Source organism: Pantoea sp. B9002 (assembly GCF_013385945.1).
Lineage (GTDB): Bacteria > Pseudomonadota > Gammaproteobacteria > Enterobacterales > Enterobacteriaceae > Pantoea.
This window is the reverse complement of record NZ_JACAPA010000033.1, coordinates 80,212-99,996: the sequence shown is the minus strand read 5'-3', so window position 1 is coordinate 99,996 and position 19,785 is coordinate 80,212. Positions and strand designations below refer to the sequence as shown.

Genomic DNA, 19,785 nt, shown 5'->3' with positions numbered 1-19,785 from the left:
ACTTTTCGCCCCTCGCTGGAGTGCCTGGGGCGAACACTGACAAGGATGTCGATGAACCATTCAACGTTCTCTTTTTATGTTGTTGCGCTGGGTGCCGGTTTAAGCGGCGCCCTGTTCATTCCAACACTCAGCTTATTTCTAGCCAGTGAACTTAACGTGGCAGCCTGGAAAATCGGCGCTTTCTACAGCGTAAATGCACTCAGCAGTATTGCGATGAGCTTACTGATTGCCCGTTATTCAGATCGTGTCACGCAGCGTCGCCCGCTACTGCTCTTGTGCTTATTCGCACTGGCGCTCAATGCGCTGCTGTTTATCTTCTGCCGCAATTATCTGCTGTTAATTACGCTTGGCTCGCTGCTCAGTGCTTGCGGCAGTGCGGCGATACCGCAACTGTTCGCGCTGGCGCGGCAAACCCGCAGTGACAACGCTTTCAGCGCCATCTTACGCGCGCAATTTTCGCTGGCGTGGGTATTCGGTCCGCCGCTGGCGTTCTGGATTATTCAGCTGGCCGGTTTCACCTGGCTGTATGCCATCATGTTCGTGCTGTTGCTGAGCGTAACGCTGCTGGCTGTCACCTTGCCGCCTGGCGAGCAGATAGCCAGCGCTGCTCCTGCAAAGCAACCGTCCCGGCAGCCGCTGGGTCACAACCTCAGCTTCCTGATGCTTGCCACCTTGCTGGTATGGAGCTGCAGCGCACTCTATCTGATTGCATTTCCTCTGCATCTGGCAGAGCAGCCAAGCTTGTCTGCCGACTGGAGCGGCGTGCTGTTTGGCCTCGCCGCGGCGCTGGAAATACCGATCATGCTGCTCAGCGCCAGAATGCTCAAACGCTGGAGTAAGAAAACGCAAATGCAGGCAGCGATGCTGTGCGGCGTGATTTTTTATGCGGGGATTTTCTTCAGTGAAAGTTTTATCCCGCTGATGTTACTGCAAATTTTCAATGCCATTTTCATCGCTATCATCGCCACCGTTGGCATGTTCTGGTTTCAGGACTTACTGCAACATCGTCAGGGAATGGCGGCAACGCTGTATACCAATTCGATGTCCATCGGCGTGCTGCTTGCTGGCGTTTTACAGGGAATTATCACCACAGTTTCACCGCTGGCCATCTGGCCGGCAGCCTGTGTGCTGTTGGTGATGTCATTACTACTGATAACAAAGGTCGACAATGTTTAAACACCCTCATTCGTCGCGCATCGCTGCGCGCAACAAAACACATGGAGTGTACGTAAATGAATGTCTTAATTACTGGCGGTGCGGGCTATATTGGCTCACACATTGCCCTTAGCCTGCTGCAGAAAAATCATCATGTCATCGTGCTGGATAATTTGTGTAATAGCTCGCCGCTGGCATTAACGCGTGTCGAAGCATTAAGCGGAAAGAAAATCACTTTTCATCAGGGCGATATTCGCCACCGCGCCGATTTAAATCAGATTTTTAATCAGCAAACAATTGATGCGGTTATTCATATGGCCGGGCTGAAATCGGTAAATGAATCGCTGCAGAAACCGGTGAAGTATTATCAAAATAACATTGCCGGAACGCTAACGCTGCTGGAAACCATGAAGCAGCATCAGGTGAAAAAACTCATTTTCAGCTCATCCGCCACGGTTTATGGCATTCCGGTAAAGATTCCGCTGTGTGAGAACTGCGATACCGGCAATACCACCAATCCTTATGGCGCCTCCAAATATATGGTGGAGAAGATCATGGGTGAAGTGGTTGATGCGCAACCTGAGTTAGCCATTACCGCACTGCGCTATTTTAATCCCGCCGGCGCGCATCCTTCCGGCCAGATTGGTGAGCATCCTGAAGGTATTCCCAACAATTTGCTGCCCTATCTGTTTCAGGTTGCCAATGGACTAAGAAGCAATCTGCCGGTATTTGGTGATGACTATGCAACACCCGACGGCACCGGCGTGCGCGACTACATCCACGTGATGGATTTAGCCGAAGGTCATATTCAGGCGCTGAATCATCTTAAACCGGGCTATCGCCATTACAATTTGGGCACCGGACAAGGCTACTCGGTGCTGGAAATCGTGCAGATGTTTGAACAGGTAAGCGGCCGACGCGTGCCGCTCGATATGCGCCCGCGTCGTCCTGGCGATGTCGCCATCTGCTTATCCGATCCCGGTCAGGCGAAGAAAGAACTGGGCTGGCAAGCAACGCGCGATCTTGAAGACATGCTGCGTGACGCATGGCGCTGGCATACGCAGAATCCGCAAGGCTATGTTGCACAACCAGCTGGGAGCGAAATCTTATGATGACGCGCGAAACGTTTTTACCTCACTACGAACGCCAACTCGCCACGCTAAAAACGCGCTTTACCTATCCCGCGACAGCAGACTGGCAGCAAGCGTTGCGTCAGTTTAAACAGTGGCAAGTGAAACATCAGCCGCACGAGGTGTGCGTCGCGGAGCTCTCTTCGATGTTCGCGGTGCCCACCAGCCGACTGACGGGCAATGAATGCACGCTCCATCGCGTCTGGCTCGGCGGACCATCGCCACTCAACGTCAACCGCACCATTGCCCAATGGCAACGCGCGATAGAAGCCAGCCGCAGTGATTTCCGGCAAACGCTGTGGGTGTGGGATGCACAGCAGCTGGCGGCAGAGGATCGCTTCGTGGCTCAGCAGGCAAACAGCGCCTTACAAGTTGGCTCGCTGTTTCTGCCCGATGCGCTGGTGCAGGTCAACAGCCTGAGCGCACTGATGCAGTCGTTTGATGGCGCGCTGATTGATGTGCTGCAGCAACTGCATGACAAACGCTATTACGCTACGCTCTCTGACTTCTTCCGCCTGGCGATTCTCAATAGCTGCGGCGGCGTTTATCTGGATGCCGACACACTTCCCGCTCAACCTGCGACGCTGTTTTTATGTCAGCCAGAACTGCCGGATTTTGCACGAGAACAGCAGCAAATTAACTGGCTGAATCTCTTCACCGATGAAACCGGCATGATCATCAGCCATCAAAACAATCCGGTGCTGCAGGATTTGCAGCAGCGACTCAGTGCGGTGTATCGCGGATGGCCTCAGCCAATCACAGCCAAAACGCCGGAAAGCGAACGCGCCATCTTCGAGCCTTTTTACCAGCTATGGTGCGAGCAATTGCAGGTCACGCAGCTGAGCCATCAGGATTTCAGCCGGTTTGCCGTATGTGGCTTTGATGTCCAGCAGCATCGTGTGAGCGGGATTAAAGGCATGCGCCTGACGGAGGATATTCTCAGCGGTGAACGTCGCCCGCTGAGTGGTGAAGAGCAGCAGCATTATCAGCATACGATTACTCAGCTAGCACAACGCGACTGGCAATTAAGCGATCCTCTGCAGTTGGGTGAACTGGTACCTTTGCTTTCTGAATGCGATATCCTGCAAATTGCTTATGCGCCGCAGCTGCGCGCTGAAATTCCCTATTATCACTATTACGGTGTGCTCTCTCAGGATCCGCAACTGGATAAAGTGAATGCGTTATTCAGCGATTTTTTAATTGCACTTACCGCAAAGAATATTAAAGCAGGTGATTTCTGGCAGCCGATCGATAGTCAGAAAGCGTCGCCGCTGTGCTTTAAACCGGGAACGATTACAGACAAGCATGAACAGCTCGCGATGGCGAAATTAATCTTCAGCACCAGCTATCTGGAATATTGCTCGGTCGATAATATTTATGCCACCGATTTAATCACCTTACAGCTGCGACAGAATATCCAGCCTTTCCTGCAACAGATCTCAGTGATGTATAACCCGCAGGGAAAAATGGTGGGTTTCGTTAACGCTGCGCCGATTCAGGATTACGATCACATCAAGGTGGAATATGGCTATCGTCAGGAAGTATTTCCGCTGGATGTGGCTTACGACAGCTTTGTTAATCAGCACCGTCAGCCGGACGATTTCTTCATTTGCAGCGTGGCGCTGTTGCCCGAGGAACAGGGAAAAGGCTACTTTAATCAAATTATGTCGCAGCTGGTAGAACAAGCAACGCAGCGAAAAATGCGCCGCATCACCTTATGCGTCTGGCAATCCAGCCCGGCAGCTATGATCTATCGCAAGAAAGGTTTTAAGGTGGTGGGCAGTATGAAACAGGAGGTTGCACGGTTTAATGATGAAATCGTGTTTATGGCGCTGACGCTATAATCCTTCCGCGATCAAATAATCCGGTGCGAATTCATTTTTTATTCGCACCGGAAGCAACAGAAGTTCAGAGAAACCCGCAAAGTCTTAAGCACCTTGATACTTATCAAATTTATCACGCGAAAAAACAGGCCTAATTGCGCTCCGGAATTGAAAACATTCACCAACTCCGGAAGCGATAATGAAATTTTTCAGCTTTATTCCGCACGCACACCGTTGGCACAACATCACTATTACACGCAAAGGCGCAATATCGCCTTCTGGACGCACCTGTCTCGCCACTTATGTTCAGGCGCAATGTAAAGGCTGTGATGAACTACTGCATAAGATCTATTATCGCGATATTACCGATGAACAAGCGCGGCGCTGGCTGGGTTAGGTTTCACTATAAATATATTTATTAGAGCTCATTGAGCTTTAGGCGAAAAATATCGCTATCACGATTAAGCGCCAGTTTACGCATTGCCGAGCGCTTCTGTGAGCTAATGGTTTTAACGCTGCGCGACAATCGCAATGCCGTTTGTGACACCGTCAATCCGGCATGAAGATATTCGACAACAAGTTTCTCCTTTGCTGAAAGACGTGGCTTGATGAAATGCCCGGCATCAACAGAATCATCCAGCAGCAGTTGCTCACTCTGACAATGACTAGCCCAGATATGACGCAGGCCCGTGATCAAATTCTCCGGCGTCAACGATTTACAAAAGTAGGATTTAATCTGCGGCTTAAGTGTATCGCTAAGCTGCTGCTGCTGGGGACAATCACCCATCGCGACAATCGTCATTCGGGGATGGTTGAGACTTAATTGATTAACCAGCGCCCTGATATTCATATCACCTCTTGGCCGTGAACAGTCAATCAGGGCGATATTGGCGGGTGCCAGACTCAGTGAAAAAAACAGCTCACGGCTATTTTTGCAACAGTCCGTCACGATGAACTCAGAATCGTGATTAATAATTCTTTTCAGACCTTCGAGAAATATCGGATGGTCATTGAGAATAATGACATTGTTTTTATTCATAGATAGTTTACTGATGTTGTTTAAGTTAAAAAACTATTGAATCGTTATAGTGTATGTCGCAACCGCATTGAAGCTACCGGTTTGCTGATGATCCGCCCCCGGCAAATAACGCAAGAACCAATACCAGGTTTGCGCAAAATGACTTTTATCGCCGCTGATTGCTGCGTTGTAAGGCATCGATAATTTCTCACCAAACTTCTGCCAGTCGCCGCCTTCCGCTTTAGTTGAAAAACGGATCGCCATATCATCAATCGACGTGGCTAATGCAGTGTCGTCGTTATCCAGTAACTGGCCGGCCTGAAAGGTAATCGCCACGTTGTAATTATTGGCGGCATCATCACGTAGCGGCGAGCAGGAAACTTCAATCGGCGTTACCTGCGCCTGGCCGAGCGTTGCTTCCTGAGTGCCCGATTTGGGTCGATAAATGGTGCCGAAATTCACCGTACGATTCTGTTCAGTGACCAGCGTGCAGCTGGCTTCGGTGGCGATGCTCGGTGCCAGCAAGCCACTGTTCAGCACATCCACCTGCTGTTGCGTCGCGCCATTTGATTCCAGCAGCAGCGTGCCACCGTTGGTCAATTGCAGCGTACGCTGCGACTGGATTGGCGTGTTATTACTGATTTTCACCAGCTGCGCCTTGAGGCTGAAATCGACACGGCGTGTACCTTCACCTTCACGGCTGATTGAACAGCTGGCGGATTGACCTGCGGCAATAGCGCCGCTGCCGATACACTTACCGCCTTCGCTATTCGCATCCGCAAACAAACGGACACCGATGCCATTTACATTGGTTGCCAGCACATCGCGGCCCGGACCAATCCAGTCCAGCGCGCCGCTCTCTTTCAAACCCAACGATACCGGTGCGCTAATCGGGCCATCACACTGCACACCAATATCCAGCAGCGTATGTGGTGCATCGCCGATGGCGGCAAACAGCGGTGTAGCGGCAGGAATTTTTACCAGGCCGTTGAGCGGTTGCTGTTCGCTGCGGGTATAACTGCAGCCATTCGGTAAATCCGACAGCGCCAGATTTTGTGCCCACGCGGCATTGCTGCCCAAAAGCGCGGCAACTGCGCTGCTTAACAGCAGTTGTCTGCCAAACACTTTACTCATTTAAACTTCCTCACTGTTTTGGCAGACGCTCTGTACCTGAAGCGGTACGCCGTCCATCTGATTTTCACTGGCGGATTTCAGGTTAAAGCGCACCTGACATGAAGCATCCGCGCCGCGTCCCCACTGCACGTCGAGCGAGCCGCTGTCTGGCATGCCGGAGATATAGAGCAATCCTTCATCGCCGACGATGCTGCCGTTATTCTGCTCGCCTTCCTTCAGCAGCAGTTTGGCGGTGGCGCCGAACGGTACATAGTCGCCGTTGGCTTTACGCAAGGTCATCATCACCTGATGACCGCGCTGGGTTTTGAAGTCCGCTAGCACAACCGCACCGCGAGTTGGCGTTACGGAGGTGCTGGTTTGATCGAGCGCGACGTTGGTGCCTAAACCTTGCGGATCCAGTGAGATGTCGGTACGACGATATGGCGTCATATACGGCATCACTGCATAACCGCGCCAGTCAGTGGACAGCCCGGTTTGGTTGTTCACTTTGATATTGGCTGCGCCCGGCGCACGCACCAGCGCCACGGTGTCGCTCATCTCCTGCGACAAGGTCACGCCATACGGATGAGCGACGATGCCGCCGCGCAGGCCGTAGTTGATCTGCTCCTGCGCCTGGCTGCGGTTATAACCCGCTGACACCGTGCCGCTGTTGCCGCGATAGGATGCGGAGAGATTGCTGGTGTTATTGTCATTACCCAGCGTCTGGCTGACGTTGTAGTTGAGCTGGTTATCCAGCGCGTTACCGCTCAGACCGGCTTGTTGCGTGGTGCCCTGCCCTTTGGCATGCGCCATGCCGTAGTTCAGCTGCATGGAGTTACGGGAATCCCCCGCCAGCCAGCGGCTCAACGGCACCGATGCGGTTAGCGCCAGACGACGATCTTCTTTGCCGCTGTCGCTATCCTGCGACTGGCTGAGATTGAGGCCGTAGCTGACGCCAAACACGTTGGTGTTGTAGCCCAGCGTGTAGGTGCGCAGATTGCCCGCTTTGTTCCAGTAATCACGTTGTGAACCCGATACATACATCGAACCGGCATCACCCAGCGACTGGTTCAGCATTACCTGGAATTCACCGCGCGGACGGTAATTGCGGTTCAACGCACCGTTCAGTGCATCCGACGGATTAGTCATCGCATCCTGCAAGGTGTAATAACCCTCGGTGGAGTAGCGATAGGCCGCCAGCGACACCGAAGTGCCGGTTTCGACGATACTGCGCGAATAGCGCAGGCGATAAGATTGTCCCTGACTTTTCTCACCGTTCGGTAGCGTGGCACTGGATTGGGTAATATCCGCAGAAACCGCGCCAAGGCGACCAATACCCAATCCGATACCGGCGCTGGCAGAGAGATACTCTTTCGCCAGCTGCATGCCGCCGTACACGGTAATGGCGTTCGGCAAGCCGTAAATCAGCGTGCCCTGAACAAATTTTGCCGCGCCGGTGGTGATCGCGCCGCCGCTGTTGCGCAGTTTGCCGATGGTCATGGCGTATTTCAGCTGACCTTCACGCTGCATGATGGCGATAGAAGAGTAAGGCTGTGAAAAGGTGCGCTCGCTGCCATCATTCTCTTTAACGGTGACCACAAGGTCGCCGCTTAGTGAAGCGGGATAGAGATCGTTGATCTCAAACGGGCCCGGCGGCACATAAGATTGATAGATCACGCTGCCGTTCTGGCGGATCGTCACTTCTGCGCCCGATTCGGATACGCCACGAATCACCGGCGCAAAGCCGCGCAGGCTGTCCGGCAGCATGCTGTCATCCGAGACCAGTTGGCCGCCCTGGAATTGGACGCTGTCAAACACATCAGCTGGCGTAGCGCTGTCACCAAGGGTGAGCTGGCCTTTGATGACATGGATGTCGCGCTGCAGATAGGTGCTGATGACATCAAAGTTTGAGTTGGATCCCTGACGAGCGTCATTACGCTGTTGATAGGTCGCGTAACTACGCAAACGCCAGCTGCCCATATTTAAGCCGCCACGAAGATTAGTATACAAACTACTATTCGTTCCCTGGCTATGATCACTTAAAGAACGCGTTTGATTACCGGTCACATTATAATTAAGCAACGCGGCAGTTAATCCCTGGTCCCAACTGCTTGGATCGACATAACCTCTGGCACGCCGTTTTACCAACATTTGCGGAACACTTAGATCGAGCCGCATTTCACTAAAGCGCAGATCTGCCGATGCAGAAGGAATATATTCTTGTAAATTAACAATAGCATCGTCCGGCAGTTCTTTAAGGCCTTCGAGCGCATCAACGCGTAACCCTATTTGCTCATATTGATGCCGGGTTAATTGAGGTAGTAGCATATTATTAGTAGAGCTCTGAAAATTGACATCACGCTCGTCAATAAACTGATTATTCAGGTAGAGAGCAACCTTATACTCTCCCGGTGCCTGACCACCCGCTTCAAAATGACTTAGATCAGCTATTTTAGCAACAGAATTCCTTTCTCCCGGCATGGATAATAATGCAGGATTGAAATAGTCATCTGCAAAAGCTTCGCCAATAATCATTACACTTCCCATGCTAAGAAGTGCCAAGTGTCTGGCTGGAGCAATCCTGCTTAACTGTCCTGGATTAACTACCTTAAGATTATAATTTTTTTTCATGATTATATTTTTTATTTTCCCGGGGCAAAGAAAATTAGTGCGTTTTTAACGAAAATCAATTTACTAAAGATTTCCTTTCTTCAGGCATGATACCGCCCATATCATTTAAAACGCGAAAAGATACTGTTTTTCCGCTGGCCTTTTCAGGTAATGCATAGCTCTGCTTACCAAATGGTGGCACCATATCCGTCACATTCTTGACTTCACTTTGGCCTAATGACAATTTATTTATTGTAATATAATAAGGCGTTGAATTCGTCGCGATTAACTTATTACCCACCTGGCTAAATGATAATTCTTTATAGGCATTATTAGATGAAGATGTCAGGCTTTCTGGGCGATAAAACAATTTAACCTTCAACACATAGGCAAATGAAAGGGTATTTTTATTTTGATTTTCTTTTGACTGTGCAGGAATAGCTTTAACGTTCAACCAGAAAACTGACTCACGATCTAAAGGCAAGTCTCCACCATTACGAATAATGCGCAACGTATTTTTACCTTGATCTTGTCGATATAGCGGTGGTGTAACCACAAAAGGCGGCTTGCTATTTTTATTTTCTTCGTAGTTATCAATCCATGTCTGTGCAAGGAATGGTGCATTTTTGGCAGAGTTAATAACGGTTATAGTTGCATCTTTTTGTTCTCCGTTATAGATAACCCGCGTACTTCCCAGACTAAATCCCCCTTTACCATCAGCCAATGCGGGGGAGGATAATAAAGATGAACTTAGAACAAGAGAGGCAATAATGGGAATTAAAAACCTGGCTATTTTCATATCGTTACCTATTTAAAAATCAGGTAGAAACTGTTATCTCTACCTGATTTAGATCATTACTGAGTTACAAGAGTTACGATTGCAGTGGAAGAGATCAAACCCTCTACTGGAGTTGAATTGCCTACACGGTAAGCCTGGATTTTTGCATTGACTTGTGCGGTACCTGTCCCAGTGTTGTAATTGCTTGCACTGATTTCGTCACCGTTGTTGATTAATGTATCCGCAGCATCTGTAACACCAAAAGCAACACCTTCTGCATCACCGTTGTTAGCCAGATATTTTGGATTACTGGCATCAGCTGTGAAGTCAAACTTTACGCCGACATTCGTTACTGATGTTGGGCAACCGGTAACATCAAAATCAATATTTTTACTTGATATGGATTCACTATCGGCTTTTTCGAGAATTTGGGCAGTAGTTAACTCAGAGAAATCGATCGTTCTCGTCAGCTGATCAAGAGGTACCTGACAGGTCGCACCAGAAACATTACCACTCATTGTCACTGTTCCAGTCTCATTAGCAAAAGCTACATTTGATAATAATACTGATGTAATAGCTGTGAAAATTATTTTTTTATTAATCATAATTAGGCCTGAGAGTATTGTTCAAGTTAATTAAAAGACAGTTCTAAGTCAGTAGTAGTTGAGAAATTGCCTGCAACAGGTTCTAACTCCCCATAAACCCCACTGGTTACTCGAATCAAATGAGGTGTGAATTTCACTGAGGCCGAACCATTAGTTACTGCAAAATCTTCGGTATAACCAGTAGAAGCCCAACCGTTGGTTTGAGTTGACGTTCTAAACATAACAGCGGCACCTCTCATAGTTGTAGTTCCTAAATCAGCACGTGAGTTACCTGCATGCGGATATACAACTTTCAACCTGGCATTATTAATATTTGGTGGACAACCACTAACATTATAATTCACTTCCAATTTTTCAATAGTTGCATTCTGATTTAGGTTTTTGATGTCGCGGGTACTGAGGTCAGAAAAAGAAACCGTCTGATTCAAGTCTCCAACAGTGCATGTACCATCACTAACTGCACCTGTAAAATTTAAGGTACCTGAAGTTGCCGCATTTGCAGATGATAAAGCTGATGTAACAATTGCTGAGGTAATGAGTATCGAACTCAGTGTTTTTTTCATTTTATAATCCTCTTAGGATTGCCTAACGCTTTGCATATTTATCATATGAAAGCCCGATGATTTACTCCAGGTTCTCATCCCAAACAAAAGGAATGAAATACGCCCTCAAGAGACAAATAAACCACATCAATTAAAGTCCCTCGATGACTTATTATCGCCAACTCCAATTTCATCCACTACAAGAGCACTCTCAAAAAAACAGATAAATCCGAAAATGAAAACAAAAAAGCCACACTAAAAAGTGTGGCGCGAGGCAATGAGTCAGGCATCTTCCTCAAGGTGACGACAGCCCCCTGTCGACGTCAGTTTATTCAGGAATTAATTTTAATATCGAAGATTAATGTTGCACCCGGCGGAATAATTTTATCTACGCCCGCATCACCAAAGGCTTTATCCGCTGGCAATATTACTTCCACTTCACTGCCCTTTTTAAGCTGGCTTAACACCTTAGTTAACGCCGGTAATAAGGAGTCCAGCTTCACGCGCTGCACCTTATTCTCCTTACCGCTGTTATCAAATACTGTGCCATCCGATAAACGTCCGGTTAGCAATATATCCACGCTGCTTTCTGCCGTAAGTTTTTCGCCTTTACCGGCTTTGCTCACCACGTAATAGGCACCCTCCAGCGTTTTCACCCCTTTGCGCTGTTTGGTTTTCTCAATCAGCGCTTTACCGGCTTTCTGCTGTTTCTCGCGTTCGGTTGCCTGGGATTGCTGCTGCATCTGCAGTTTTTCATTCAGCGTCACATCCAGCTCGGTGACCAGTTTCGCCACTTCATCGCTATTAAGTGCCACGCGCTGGCTGAAGGCATCTTTGATTCCCGCCAGCACCATCGGACGATCCGGCTCAACACCGAGGTTTTGCTGCGCGCGCAGGCTCTGCACAATATTGCTGGCAAAGGCTACACCGTTGGCATAAGAGAGTTTCTGCTCATGACTTTCCGGTGCCGCGCTCTGCTGCAGCGCCTGCTGTTTGGTCAGCTGCTCACGCATTGCGGCCTGCTGTTTTTCCGCATCCAGTAAGGTGATTTGCAGTTCGGCGATACGATCCTGATGCTGCTTCAGCTCCGCGAGCTGTTGCGTATCGGGCTGCTTTTGCGCTTTGAGCGCTTGCGTTTCGGCGCGCACTTCTTCCATCTGCTTGCTGAGCGCCAGCACGATCTCTTCCTTCTCTTTCAGCTTGCCCGCCAGTGAAGATTGTTGCAGCGCATGGGTATCCACCAGCAGTTGATGTGCGGCTAACTGGGTACGCAGTTCACTCAACTGCTCTTGCGAACCGCTCTGCTGGTTTTGATGCTCGGCGAGTTGCTGCTGCAGGGATTCCAACTGCTGGCGTTGCGTTTCAACGGTGGCTTTATCCGTTTCTAAAGCTTGCAACTGCTGTTGCAACGCCTGCTTCTCCACCTGATGACCGGCCAGCAACTCTTTATTAATACGCTGTTGCTCATTCAGTGAGTGTTCCAGCGCCTGCAGTTTTTTCGTCTGCTCCACATTGTGCGTGGTGGCAGGACGCAAAGGCTTTTTCTTCGGCGCCGGCGCTTTTACCCACGGTTTCGCCGCTTCGGTTTCATCGAACAGTGAATAAGGAATGGTGTGATCCGAGCTGTAACCGGTCAGCGCCGGTGCCGCCTGGCTGGCGGATGACCACAACGTTGCAGCCACTGCCAGGCCAATCAGCGAGCGGGTAAATAAGGGTTTCATGGCAGTGCTTCCTTGTGCGGTTTGACATACTGCTGGGTGAATTTCTGTGCCAGCTGGCGCGCCTGCGTGGCTTTACCGCTGCGCGTGGCGCTGGCGTACATGCGTAATTTCATCTGCTCGGCGATTTGCGTTAGGTGGGGATCGTCGCTGTTTTGCACCGCAACGTGATACCAGGCGTAAGCCTGCAGCGGCTGGGCTTTGACGCCTTCTCCCGCCTGATAAGCACCGGCCAGATTAAACTGCGCCAGCGCATTACCCTGCTCGGCGGCTTTGCGATACCACTCTGCCGCGCGCGCAGCATCTTTTTTCACGCCAAACCCGCGACTGTAAGCGGCGCCGACATCGTTTTGCGCCTGTGCGTCGCCCTGCTGCGCGGCCTGTAGCAACCAGTTAAAGGCTTGTTGCTTATCTTGCAGCAGCGGATTGCCGCTGCGATGGTAACGCGCCAGTTGCTGCGCGGCGGCGCTGTTGCCCTGCTCGGCGGCACGCTCTAACCACTGTTTGCCATCGCCAGGTTGATGCTCAATCAACAACTTGCCGAGCTGATACTGCGCTTCAGGCTGGCCGCTTTCGGCAGCGGCCTTGAGCAGCGGTTGCGCCGCATCGCGTTGACCAGCCGACGCCAGCCAGCCGCCATACTGTTGCTGCGCGCGGTGTTCACCGGCTTCGGCCTGTTGACGCGTAGCTGTCATCTGCTGATTGAAGTCGCTGAGTAAAAGCGGTTGAGCAAAAGGCTCAGTGGCAGGTGATACGTGCGGCTGCACGTGTGTGACACAGCCACTCAGCAAGGCGCTCAGTGCTACGAAAGAGAAGAGAGTTTTCATCGCCGCATCACTCCCCATCCGCCTGCGCCAGCATGGCGCGGAACAGTTCGCTGTGAATCTGCTGACAACGCTTTGCCAGCTCAGCCTGATACACGCTGTCGAGCGTGGCTTGCATATCGGCGGCAAGTTGCGGGCGGGTAAGCAGGTATTTGGCGCTGCGATCCATCAGCCCGTTGAGCGCATCGTGCTGTTGCTGAAAACGTGCCTCATCGTACTGCGCCAGCGCAGAAACTTCGGCCTGGCAGCGATTGAGGCTGGATAGTTGATTAGCATGCTGCGCGGCCGGGATGGTTTCCGCGTGATAGGATGCATTGGCATTAGGCAGGGAAAAACAGCCGGTAAGCATTAATACGCTACCGATAGTGGCTCCGAATTTAAAATATCCTGAAAGTTTCATGACTAATAAGTTCCAGTCGATTGGGGGCAAATTAAGTCTCTCGCTTCAATCTGCTGGCGCATTTATTTTATTGCAGGATGCGGGATGTTTTTATCCCTTGCGGCGCTCTCGTTATCCCGTTATTACCCAAGGTGTTCGGTAATATCAATAGCTGTAACTGGCCCTTTCCTTGTGGCTATACCGCAGGAAATTAGGTGTTTAACATCAGTGGATAACGTGCAAAATCTTGTTCGGAGAGGCTTAACGTTCGGGTGACATAATAGGCAGAGCCACTATTCTTCGCTACGAGAGCACTCTCAAAAAATATTCCCGTTCTCGTAGCGAACATCATGAAGATTAATAGTCTTCACAGGCCAGGCTAATCTGCGGCGATATATTCACCCTTTCTGGAAATTTTTGGCGGCTGACGCCAATTATCAAACAAAAAAGATGACATTGGTGGTTAAGCGCGGTAATTTCCGGCCGCTGTAACCTTGACACGTCGCGCTTTCAACAGCCGCTTACGTCATACAGCCAGCAAAAATACAGTACACTGATTCTCACCCCCCTATTGATAAGCAAGAGTGTTTGAGGATGAAAACATTCCGTCGTAATAACGTCTCTATCGCCCTGCTGGATGATCACTTCCTGGTGTTGCGCGGGCTCAGTGATGTACTGCGGGAAAATCCCGACTTCGATGTAGTGGGAACCTTTACCAGCAGCAAGGAGTTGCTGAACTGCATTAAAACCATCAAGGTCGATGTGGTGATCGCCGATTATGAACTGGCACCGGCCGATGTCGATGGCCTGAACCTGATCAAAACCTTGACGCGTTTACACCCGGACGTCGCGGTGCTGGTGGTGTCAGCACATTACAATCCCGCCACGGTGGCGCTGGCACTGCGCGGAGGTGCTCAAGGCTTTATCGGTAAAAATCGCCCGTTTGAAGAGATTCAAAACGCGGCGCTGGAAGTGAGCCGTGGCCGCACCTTTATTGAACCGCAGATGGCGCAGGAACTGGCGAATCAGCAGCGCCATGGCGAAGTGCTGATCAGCGGCAACTACAGCGAGGCCAATGTGCGCCAGGCGGTAAGTTTGTCGGCGCTGTCGCCGAAAGAGCAGGAAGTGATTCGCTGTTTTCTTGCCGGCATGACGGTAACCGACATCGCCGAGAAGTTTAACCGCAGCCTGAAAACCATCAGCGGCCAAAAGCAGAGCGCCATGCGCAAGCTTGGACTGAAAGCCGATCATGAACTCTTTATCATCAAGGACGAATTGCTGAAGTCACTTCACATCTAAGCGAATCCCACCATTGGCGGGCAAGCTCTTCACTGACGGTTGCACCTGCGCGCAGTTGGCTTTCGATGGTTCCCGCCAACTGCGCCAGGCCGTTCATCTGAAAGATTTGTGCGGTGCCGCGCAGACGATGCACATGGTGCTGCATTAAACGGGTGTCCATCGCCTCACAAGCATGATTGAATCCGCTAACATCTTCCTCCAGCCACGCTTGTAGCTCCTGTTGTTCGGACTCTTCACGTTGCACATGCACACCGCTCGCTGCCGCCAGATGGCACCAGCGACGTAAACAACTGGCCAATGCGGTGAGGATAATCGGTTTACTGAGCACCGCATCAAAGCCGCTGGCTTCGCATTGCTCAAAATGCGCATCGTCACTCATGGCGGAAATCGCCACCACCGGCGTGGCTTCATTACCGCGTTCGCGCTCCAGCACGCGTAAGCGCCTGGCGATGTCATAACCGCTGATGTCTGGCAAATTAACGTCCAGCAGAATCACATCGTAGTAATTCTCCTCTTCCAGCAACGCTAACGCTTGCGCGCCGTTCTCCGCCAGTTCCACCTGACAACCGAGCGTGGCCAACTGCGCCTGGAAAGTCCGCTGCGCGGCGGGATGATCTTCCACCAGTAGAATCATGGTGTCCGGCGTAAAACGCGGTAACGCAGGCTCAAGCGCCGGGGATTTTGCAGTGCAAAGGCGTAAAGGCACTTTCAGGGTAAAGGTGCTGCCCTCGCCCGGCTGGCTTTGGCAGGTCAGCGCACCGCGCATTAGCGTTACCAGTTGTTGTGAAATCCATAAACCTAATCCGCTGCCGCCATAACGGCGATCGGCACCGTCATCGACCTGCGTCCAGGCATCAAACAAGTTTTTTTGCGCTTCCGGCGCAATACCAATGCCGGTATCCGCCACCGCCAGCGCGATCATGCAGGTGTTATCGGCGAAGAATTCTGCCTCCAGCGTCAGCGAAATAGCGCCCTGATGGGTGAACTTAATCGCGTTAGAGAGCAGGTTATTGATGATTTGGCGTAAGCGATGAGGATCGCCTTTCATCCACTGCTTTTTGAGCGGTTCATCAATGGTAATTAACAGATTCAGCCCTTTTTCCGCCATCATCGGGCGATAACTCGCGCAAATGGTGTTGATCAGTTCGCTGAGGTCAAAAGGCTGGCTATCAATAACGATGCACTCTGCGGAGAGCTTGCTGTGATCAAGAATATCGTTGAGCAGATCGAGCAGGCTGCGTGCCGACGAAGAGGCGAGCGCCAGATATTGCTCCTGCTGATGCGCATTCTCGTTACGTTTCATCAGTTCCAGCGAGGCAATCATTGCATTCATCGGCGTACGGATTTCATGGCTCATCATGGCGAGAAACTGAGTTTTGCGCTCCTCGCTGGCGGTAGCGCGACGGCGATGCATAATCGCGCGCTGTAGCAACCAGCCCAGCAGCAAAACTAAAAAGCAAAAGGTGAAGATTTCCCAATGGTAGAGGGAAAAAATCACACCCATCGATGGATAGCCAAGGCGCATGTCACCTACCCAACGGCTAAACATCTCGTTGGCATCGGCGGCTGGAATGGCGCTTAACGCTTTATTGATGATGCTCAACAACTGCGGATCGGCGGCGGAAACGCCCATCGTTAGGCTGGCAGATAATTCGGGAATTTGGCCGGCAATCGCCAGCTTGTGGGAATAGTAGCGCCACAGCAGTGGACGCATCACCAGACTAGAGCCAATGCCTAAATCGGCGCGATCTTCATACACCGCCTGAAACACTTCGCGCGTATGGTTCACCGGCAATAACAGAATGTCGGGGCAGTTCTCTTTCAGCCAGCTTTCATATAGCGTTCCGCTACGCACCGCGACACGTTTACCGCGCAGTTGCTCAAGGGAGTGAATGGTTGCGCTGTTGTTGTGGGTGATCACCGAGGCGCTGGTCGCAAGCCAGCGATTGCTGAACAGCCAACCTTCCAGCTGATCCACCGCCAGCAGCTCAGGCGCTATCGCTGAAATTAACTTCGGTGACTGCCCGCTCTTTTCCGCCAGCACAAAGCGCAGGCCGGTTATCTCGCTTATTTGATCCAGATAATCGCGACTCAGCCCAATATGTTGATTCTCTTCCTGATAATCCAGCGGCCAGCTGGCGATGAAGTGGTAAGGAACATCACGATGCGCAGCGATCCAGCGCTGCTCATCCTCGGTAAAGGCGATCGGTGCAGCGAAAGTGGAGTAAGAAAGTAGCAGGCCGGCCAGAAGCAGCAAGCCCGATAGCAAAGCGCGCATAACGTAATAACCTGACAAATGAGACCAACTGCTGCGCGCTTAACACGCTGATGCAGCAGGATTAGGCAGGCTATTTGATGAAAAAAACGTCATCCGCTCTACGAGAGCACTCTCAATTGCCTTATCTCAGGGCATCAGGTTGTTAACCTGCGTTTGCCAATCCATTAAGGTTTCTGCGGCGGGCAACGGTTGCTGGCGTAGCTGGGTTTCAATCTCTTCGGCTTGCTGAGCCAGTTCCGGCAGCTGATACATCTGCGCCACGCCGAGAATGCGATGCACAAAGTGGATCATATGCGGCACATCGCGCTGTTCACAGGCGTGAACAAAGTTATCCCGATCTTGTTGCAGCCATAACATCACTTCATCACTTACCAGCGGCGTATCCGCTTCGCTGATGGCGAGATAGAGTCCCAGTTTCTCTGCTAGCTCGGCTAAGCGAATCGGTTTAACCAGCACATCATCCATACCGCTGGTTAAACAACGTTGCCGATGCTCAAGACTGCTGACGGCGGAGATCGCCACCAGCGGCGTGCGATCGCGCTGCTGTTCGGTTTCAAACTGACGAATTTGCTCGGCCAGCCAGTAGCCATCCTTGCCCGGCAAATTGCAATCTAACAGCATGATATCGTAGTAATTTTCCTCTTCCAGCAGCTGTAGTGCCTGTTCGGCGCTCTCGACCATTTCATAATGGCAGTTCAGTTGTGTGAGCTGCGCTGCCAGCACCTGCTGATTTGCCGGATGGTCTTCCACTACCAAAACCGACAGCCCAGCCGGAAGTGCGGACATCGGGCGCGGTGCTTCGATGCTTTCTGGTGTGCGACTTTGATTAAGCGGCAAAATACAGGTGAAGACGCTGCCTTTGCCCTCTTCACTGCTCAGCGTTAAATCACCGCCCATGCGTTTCGCCAGCGTACGACACAGATAGAGCCCCAAACCGCTGCCGCTGCGCACGCGTGCACCACGACTCTCCGCCTGCTGCCAGGCCTGAAACATGCGCTGCTGATCGGCGGGCGCGATACCGATGCCGGTATCTTCCACCGCGAGGGTTAAGGCATGCGGTAATCCCGGCTCGCTTTGCCAATCGGCTTTTAAAGTAATAGTCCCGCTATCGGTGAACTTCACCGCATTTGACAGCAAGTTATTCACAATTTGCCGCAAACGATGCGCATCCACTTCCAGCCACAATGTCTCCAGCGCGGGCTGCAGATCGAGGAGTAATTTCACCCCCTTGCGCTCAGCCGAAGGGCGCTGGCTGTCGCAGACTGCCGCCAGTAATTGACTGATTTCACATGGAGCAGGATGCAGAGGAATATCCTGCTGAGTGAGTTTGCTGTGATCCAGTACGTTATTAAGCAGCTCGAGCAGATCCTGCGAGGAGGAGAGCGCCAGCGCCTGATACTCTTGCTGCTTTTTCTCCGTCGCCGGCTGTTGCAGCAATTCCAGCGAGGCGATGATGGCGTTCATCGGGGTGCGAATTTCATGGCTCATGATGGCGAGAAATTCTGACTTACTTTTTTCACTCGCCTGCGCACGGCGGCGCGCTTTAATCGCACTGCGCAGTGCTAACAGCAGTAACAGCAGCAGCGTGGCAAACGCGATAAGCTGATAACGATAGTGCTCAACAATCACGCCAATCGACGGCGTGCCCAAATCGACAATGCCCACCCAGCGTTTAAAGATGTTTTGCGCGTCGACACCATTGATGGTGATAAAGGCCGCATTAATGATGTCGCGCAATTCGGGATAGGCCGGATCGATAGCCATATTGATGCCGCTGGCCATTTCCGGTACCTGTCCGGTCACTGCCAAATCGCCTGCGTAGGAACGCTGCAGTATCGGCAGAATGATCAAACCGGAACCAATCACCGCATCAACCTGACGCTCATCAACAGCGCGCAACGCTTCGCTGACGCTGGGATAATCGACCAGTTGAATCGCCGGATAATGCTTCCTGATCCACGGCTCATATTCCGATGATTGTGCAATTCCAAGCCGTTTTCCGTCTAAACGTTCGATAGCGCGAATATCCACCGTCTCTTTGCGGCCCACCAGCATCGGCATGGTTTGCATCCAGGATTGAGTGAACAGCCAGCGCTGTTTCTCATGCGGGGGAATCAGCTCCGCGCTGACTGCCGCGTTAATCATCGGCGGATTGAGTAGCGCCTCTTCAGGTGCAACGTAGGTGAAATGCAGCCCGGTACGTTCGCTGATTTCATCGAGGATGGTGCGGCTCAAACCCACCGGTTTACCGTTTTCACGGTAATCCTGCGGCCAGCGATCGGTGACGGTATAAGTGATGTCGGGATGCGCCTGAATCCACGCTTGTTGTTGTGGCGTCAAAGAAATGCGCTGCGCCTGCGCCACATTCACCACTAACAGCAAGATCAATAACAGCCTGTTCATCCGCGCTTCCTCTGCTCATCGTCACCCATTCGCAGTGTAGCCGCGTTGAACACGCATGGAAATGCAGATAAAAAAAAGCCCCGCAACACAGGTTGCGGGGCTATTGCGTG

General features: G+C 51.4%; 16 protein-coding genes and 1 pseudogene. 5 read left to right on the top strand and 12 right to left on the bottom strand.

All coding sequences use genetic code 11. From position 1 onward, the window contains the following. The first annotated feature begins 51 nt into the window (after positions 1 to 51). The 4 genes from HX773_RS16325 (at position 52) to HX773_RS16310 (ending at position 4,505) form a co-directional block, all read left to right on the top strand. Positions 52 to 1,176, top strand: a complete 1,125-nt coding sequence (locus tag HX773_RS16325) for a sugar efflux transporter (RefSeq protein WP_176972388.1) — start codon at positions 52 to 54, stop codon at positions 1,174 to 1,176. A 56-nt stretch (positions 1,177 to 1,232) separates the two neighbouring features. Further along, entirely contained in the window at positions 1,233 to 2,267 is a 1,035-nt protein-coding gene (galE, locus tag HX773_RS16320; RefSeq protein ID WP_176972387.1) for a UDP-glucose 4-epimerase GalE, read from the top strand. Continuing rightward, complete coding sequence (locus HX773_RS16315; protein WP_176972386.1) at positions 2,264 to 4,129, top strand: GNAT family N-acetyltransferase; 1,866 nt, start codon at positions 2,264 to 2,266, stop codon at positions 4,127 to 4,129. Before galE ends, HX773_RS16315 begins: the two co-directional genes overlap by 4 nt. A gap of 178 nt (positions 4,130 to 4,307) precedes the next feature. After that, positions 4,308 to 4,505: a hypothetical protein gene (locus tag HX773_RS16310; RefSeq protein ID WP_176972385.1), complete on the top strand. Its 198-nt coding sequence runs from the start codon at positions 4,308 to 4,310 to the stop codon at positions 4,503 to 4,505. 21 nt (positions 4,506 to 4,526) lie between these two features. On the opposite strand, the gene HX773_RS16305 is transcribed toward HX773_RS16310, so the two are convergent. The 10 genes and pseudogenes from HX773_RS16305 to HX773_RS16265 all read right to left on the bottom strand — a co-directional run bounded on the left by HX773_RS16305 (position 4,527) and on the right by HX773_RS16265 (position 13,716). Continuing rightward, positions 4,527 to 5,147, bottom strand: a complete 621-nt coding sequence (locus tag HX773_RS16305) for a response regulator transcription factor (RefSeq protein WP_176972384.1) — start codon at positions 5,145 to 5,147, stop codon at positions 4,527 to 4,529. A gap of 33 nt (positions 5,148 to 5,180) precedes the next feature. Next, positions 5,181 to 6,260, bottom strand: coding sequence for a fimbrial protein (locus HX773_RS16300; RefSeq protein WP_176972383.1), 1,080 nt, complete (start codon positions 6,258 to 6,260; stop codon positions 5,181 to 5,183). Beyond that, entirely contained in the window at positions 6,261 to 8,249 is a 1,989-nt protein-coding gene (locus tag HX773_RS16295) for a fimbria/pilus outer membrane usher protein (RefSeq protein ID WP_255433245.1), read from the bottom strand. Between the two features lie 63 nt (positions 8,250 to 8,312). Next, positions 8,313 to 8,774 (bottom strand): annotated as a pseudogene (locus tag HX773_RS26170) (FimD/PapC N-terminal domain-containing protein); the annotation flags it as partial. 151 nt (positions 8,775 to 8,925) lie between these two features. After that, positions 8,926 to 9,648 (bottom strand): molecular chaperone, encoded by a 723-nt coding sequence (locus tag HX773_RS16290; protein ID WP_176972381.1) that lies wholly within the window; start codon positions 9,646 to 9,648, stop codon positions 8,926 to 8,928. A gap of 56 nt (positions 9,649 to 9,704) precedes the next feature. Continuing rightward, a complete protein-coding gene (locus HX773_RS16285; RefSeq protein ID WP_176972380.1) occupies positions 9,705 to 10,232 on the bottom strand; it encodes a fimbrial protein in 528 nt (175 codons plus the stop codon). A 26-nt stretch (positions 10,233 to 10,258) separates the two neighbouring features. Beyond that, positions 10,259 to 10,795, bottom strand: a complete 537-nt coding sequence (locus HX773_RS16280; protein WP_176972379.1) for a fimbrial protein — start codon at positions 10,793 to 10,795, stop codon at positions 10,259 to 10,261. 311 nt (positions 10,796 to 11,106) lie between these two features. Then, entirely contained in the window at positions 11,107 to 12,495 is a 1,389-nt protein-coding gene (locus HX773_RS16275) for an FKBP-type peptidyl-prolyl cis-trans isomerase (protein WP_176972378.1), read from the bottom strand. Continuing rightward, the gene (locus HX773_RS16270) at positions 12,492 to 13,319 is read right to left on the bottom strand and encodes a tetratricopeptide repeat protein (protein ID WP_176972377.1); all 828 of its coding nucleotides are present in this window, start codon (positions 13,317 to 13,319) and stop codon (positions 12,492 to 12,494) included. Before HX773_RS16270 ends, HX773_RS16275 begins: the two co-directional genes overlap by 4 nt. Before the next feature lie 7 nt (positions 13,320 to 13,326). Next, positions 13,327 to 13,716 carry a hypothetical protein gene (locus HX773_RS16265; RefSeq protein WP_176972376.1) on the bottom strand — a complete coding sequence of 130 codons (390 nt, stop codon included), beginning with the start codon at positions 13,714 to 13,716 and terminating at the stop codon, positions 13,327 to 13,329. Between the two features lie 573 nt (positions 13,717 to 14,289). Between HX773_RS16265 and HX773_RS16260 the strand changes: the two genes are divergently transcribed. Next, on the top strand, positions 14,290 to 14,994 hold the full coding sequence (locus HX773_RS16260) for a response regulator transcription factor (RefSeq protein ID WP_176972375.1): 705 nt from the start codon (positions 14,290 to 14,292) through the stop codon (positions 14,992 to 14,994). On the opposite strand, the gene HX773_RS16255 is transcribed toward HX773_RS16260, so the two are convergent. Both HX773_RS16255 and HX773_RS16250 read right to left on the bottom strand, forming a co-directional pair. Further along, positions 14,960 to 17,272, bottom strand: a complete 2,313-nt coding sequence (locus HX773_RS16255) for an ATP-binding protein (RefSeq protein ID WP_176972374.1) — start codon at positions 17,270 to 17,272, stop codon at positions 14,960 to 14,962. The genes HX773_RS16260 and HX773_RS16255 overlap by 35 nt on opposite strands. A 126-nt stretch (positions 17,273 to 17,398) precedes the next feature. Then, entirely contained in the window at positions 17,399 to 19,675 is a 2,277-nt protein-coding gene (locus HX773_RS16250) for an ATP-binding protein (RefSeq protein WP_176972373.1), read from the bottom strand. Positions 19,676 to 19,785 lie beyond the last annotated feature (110 nt).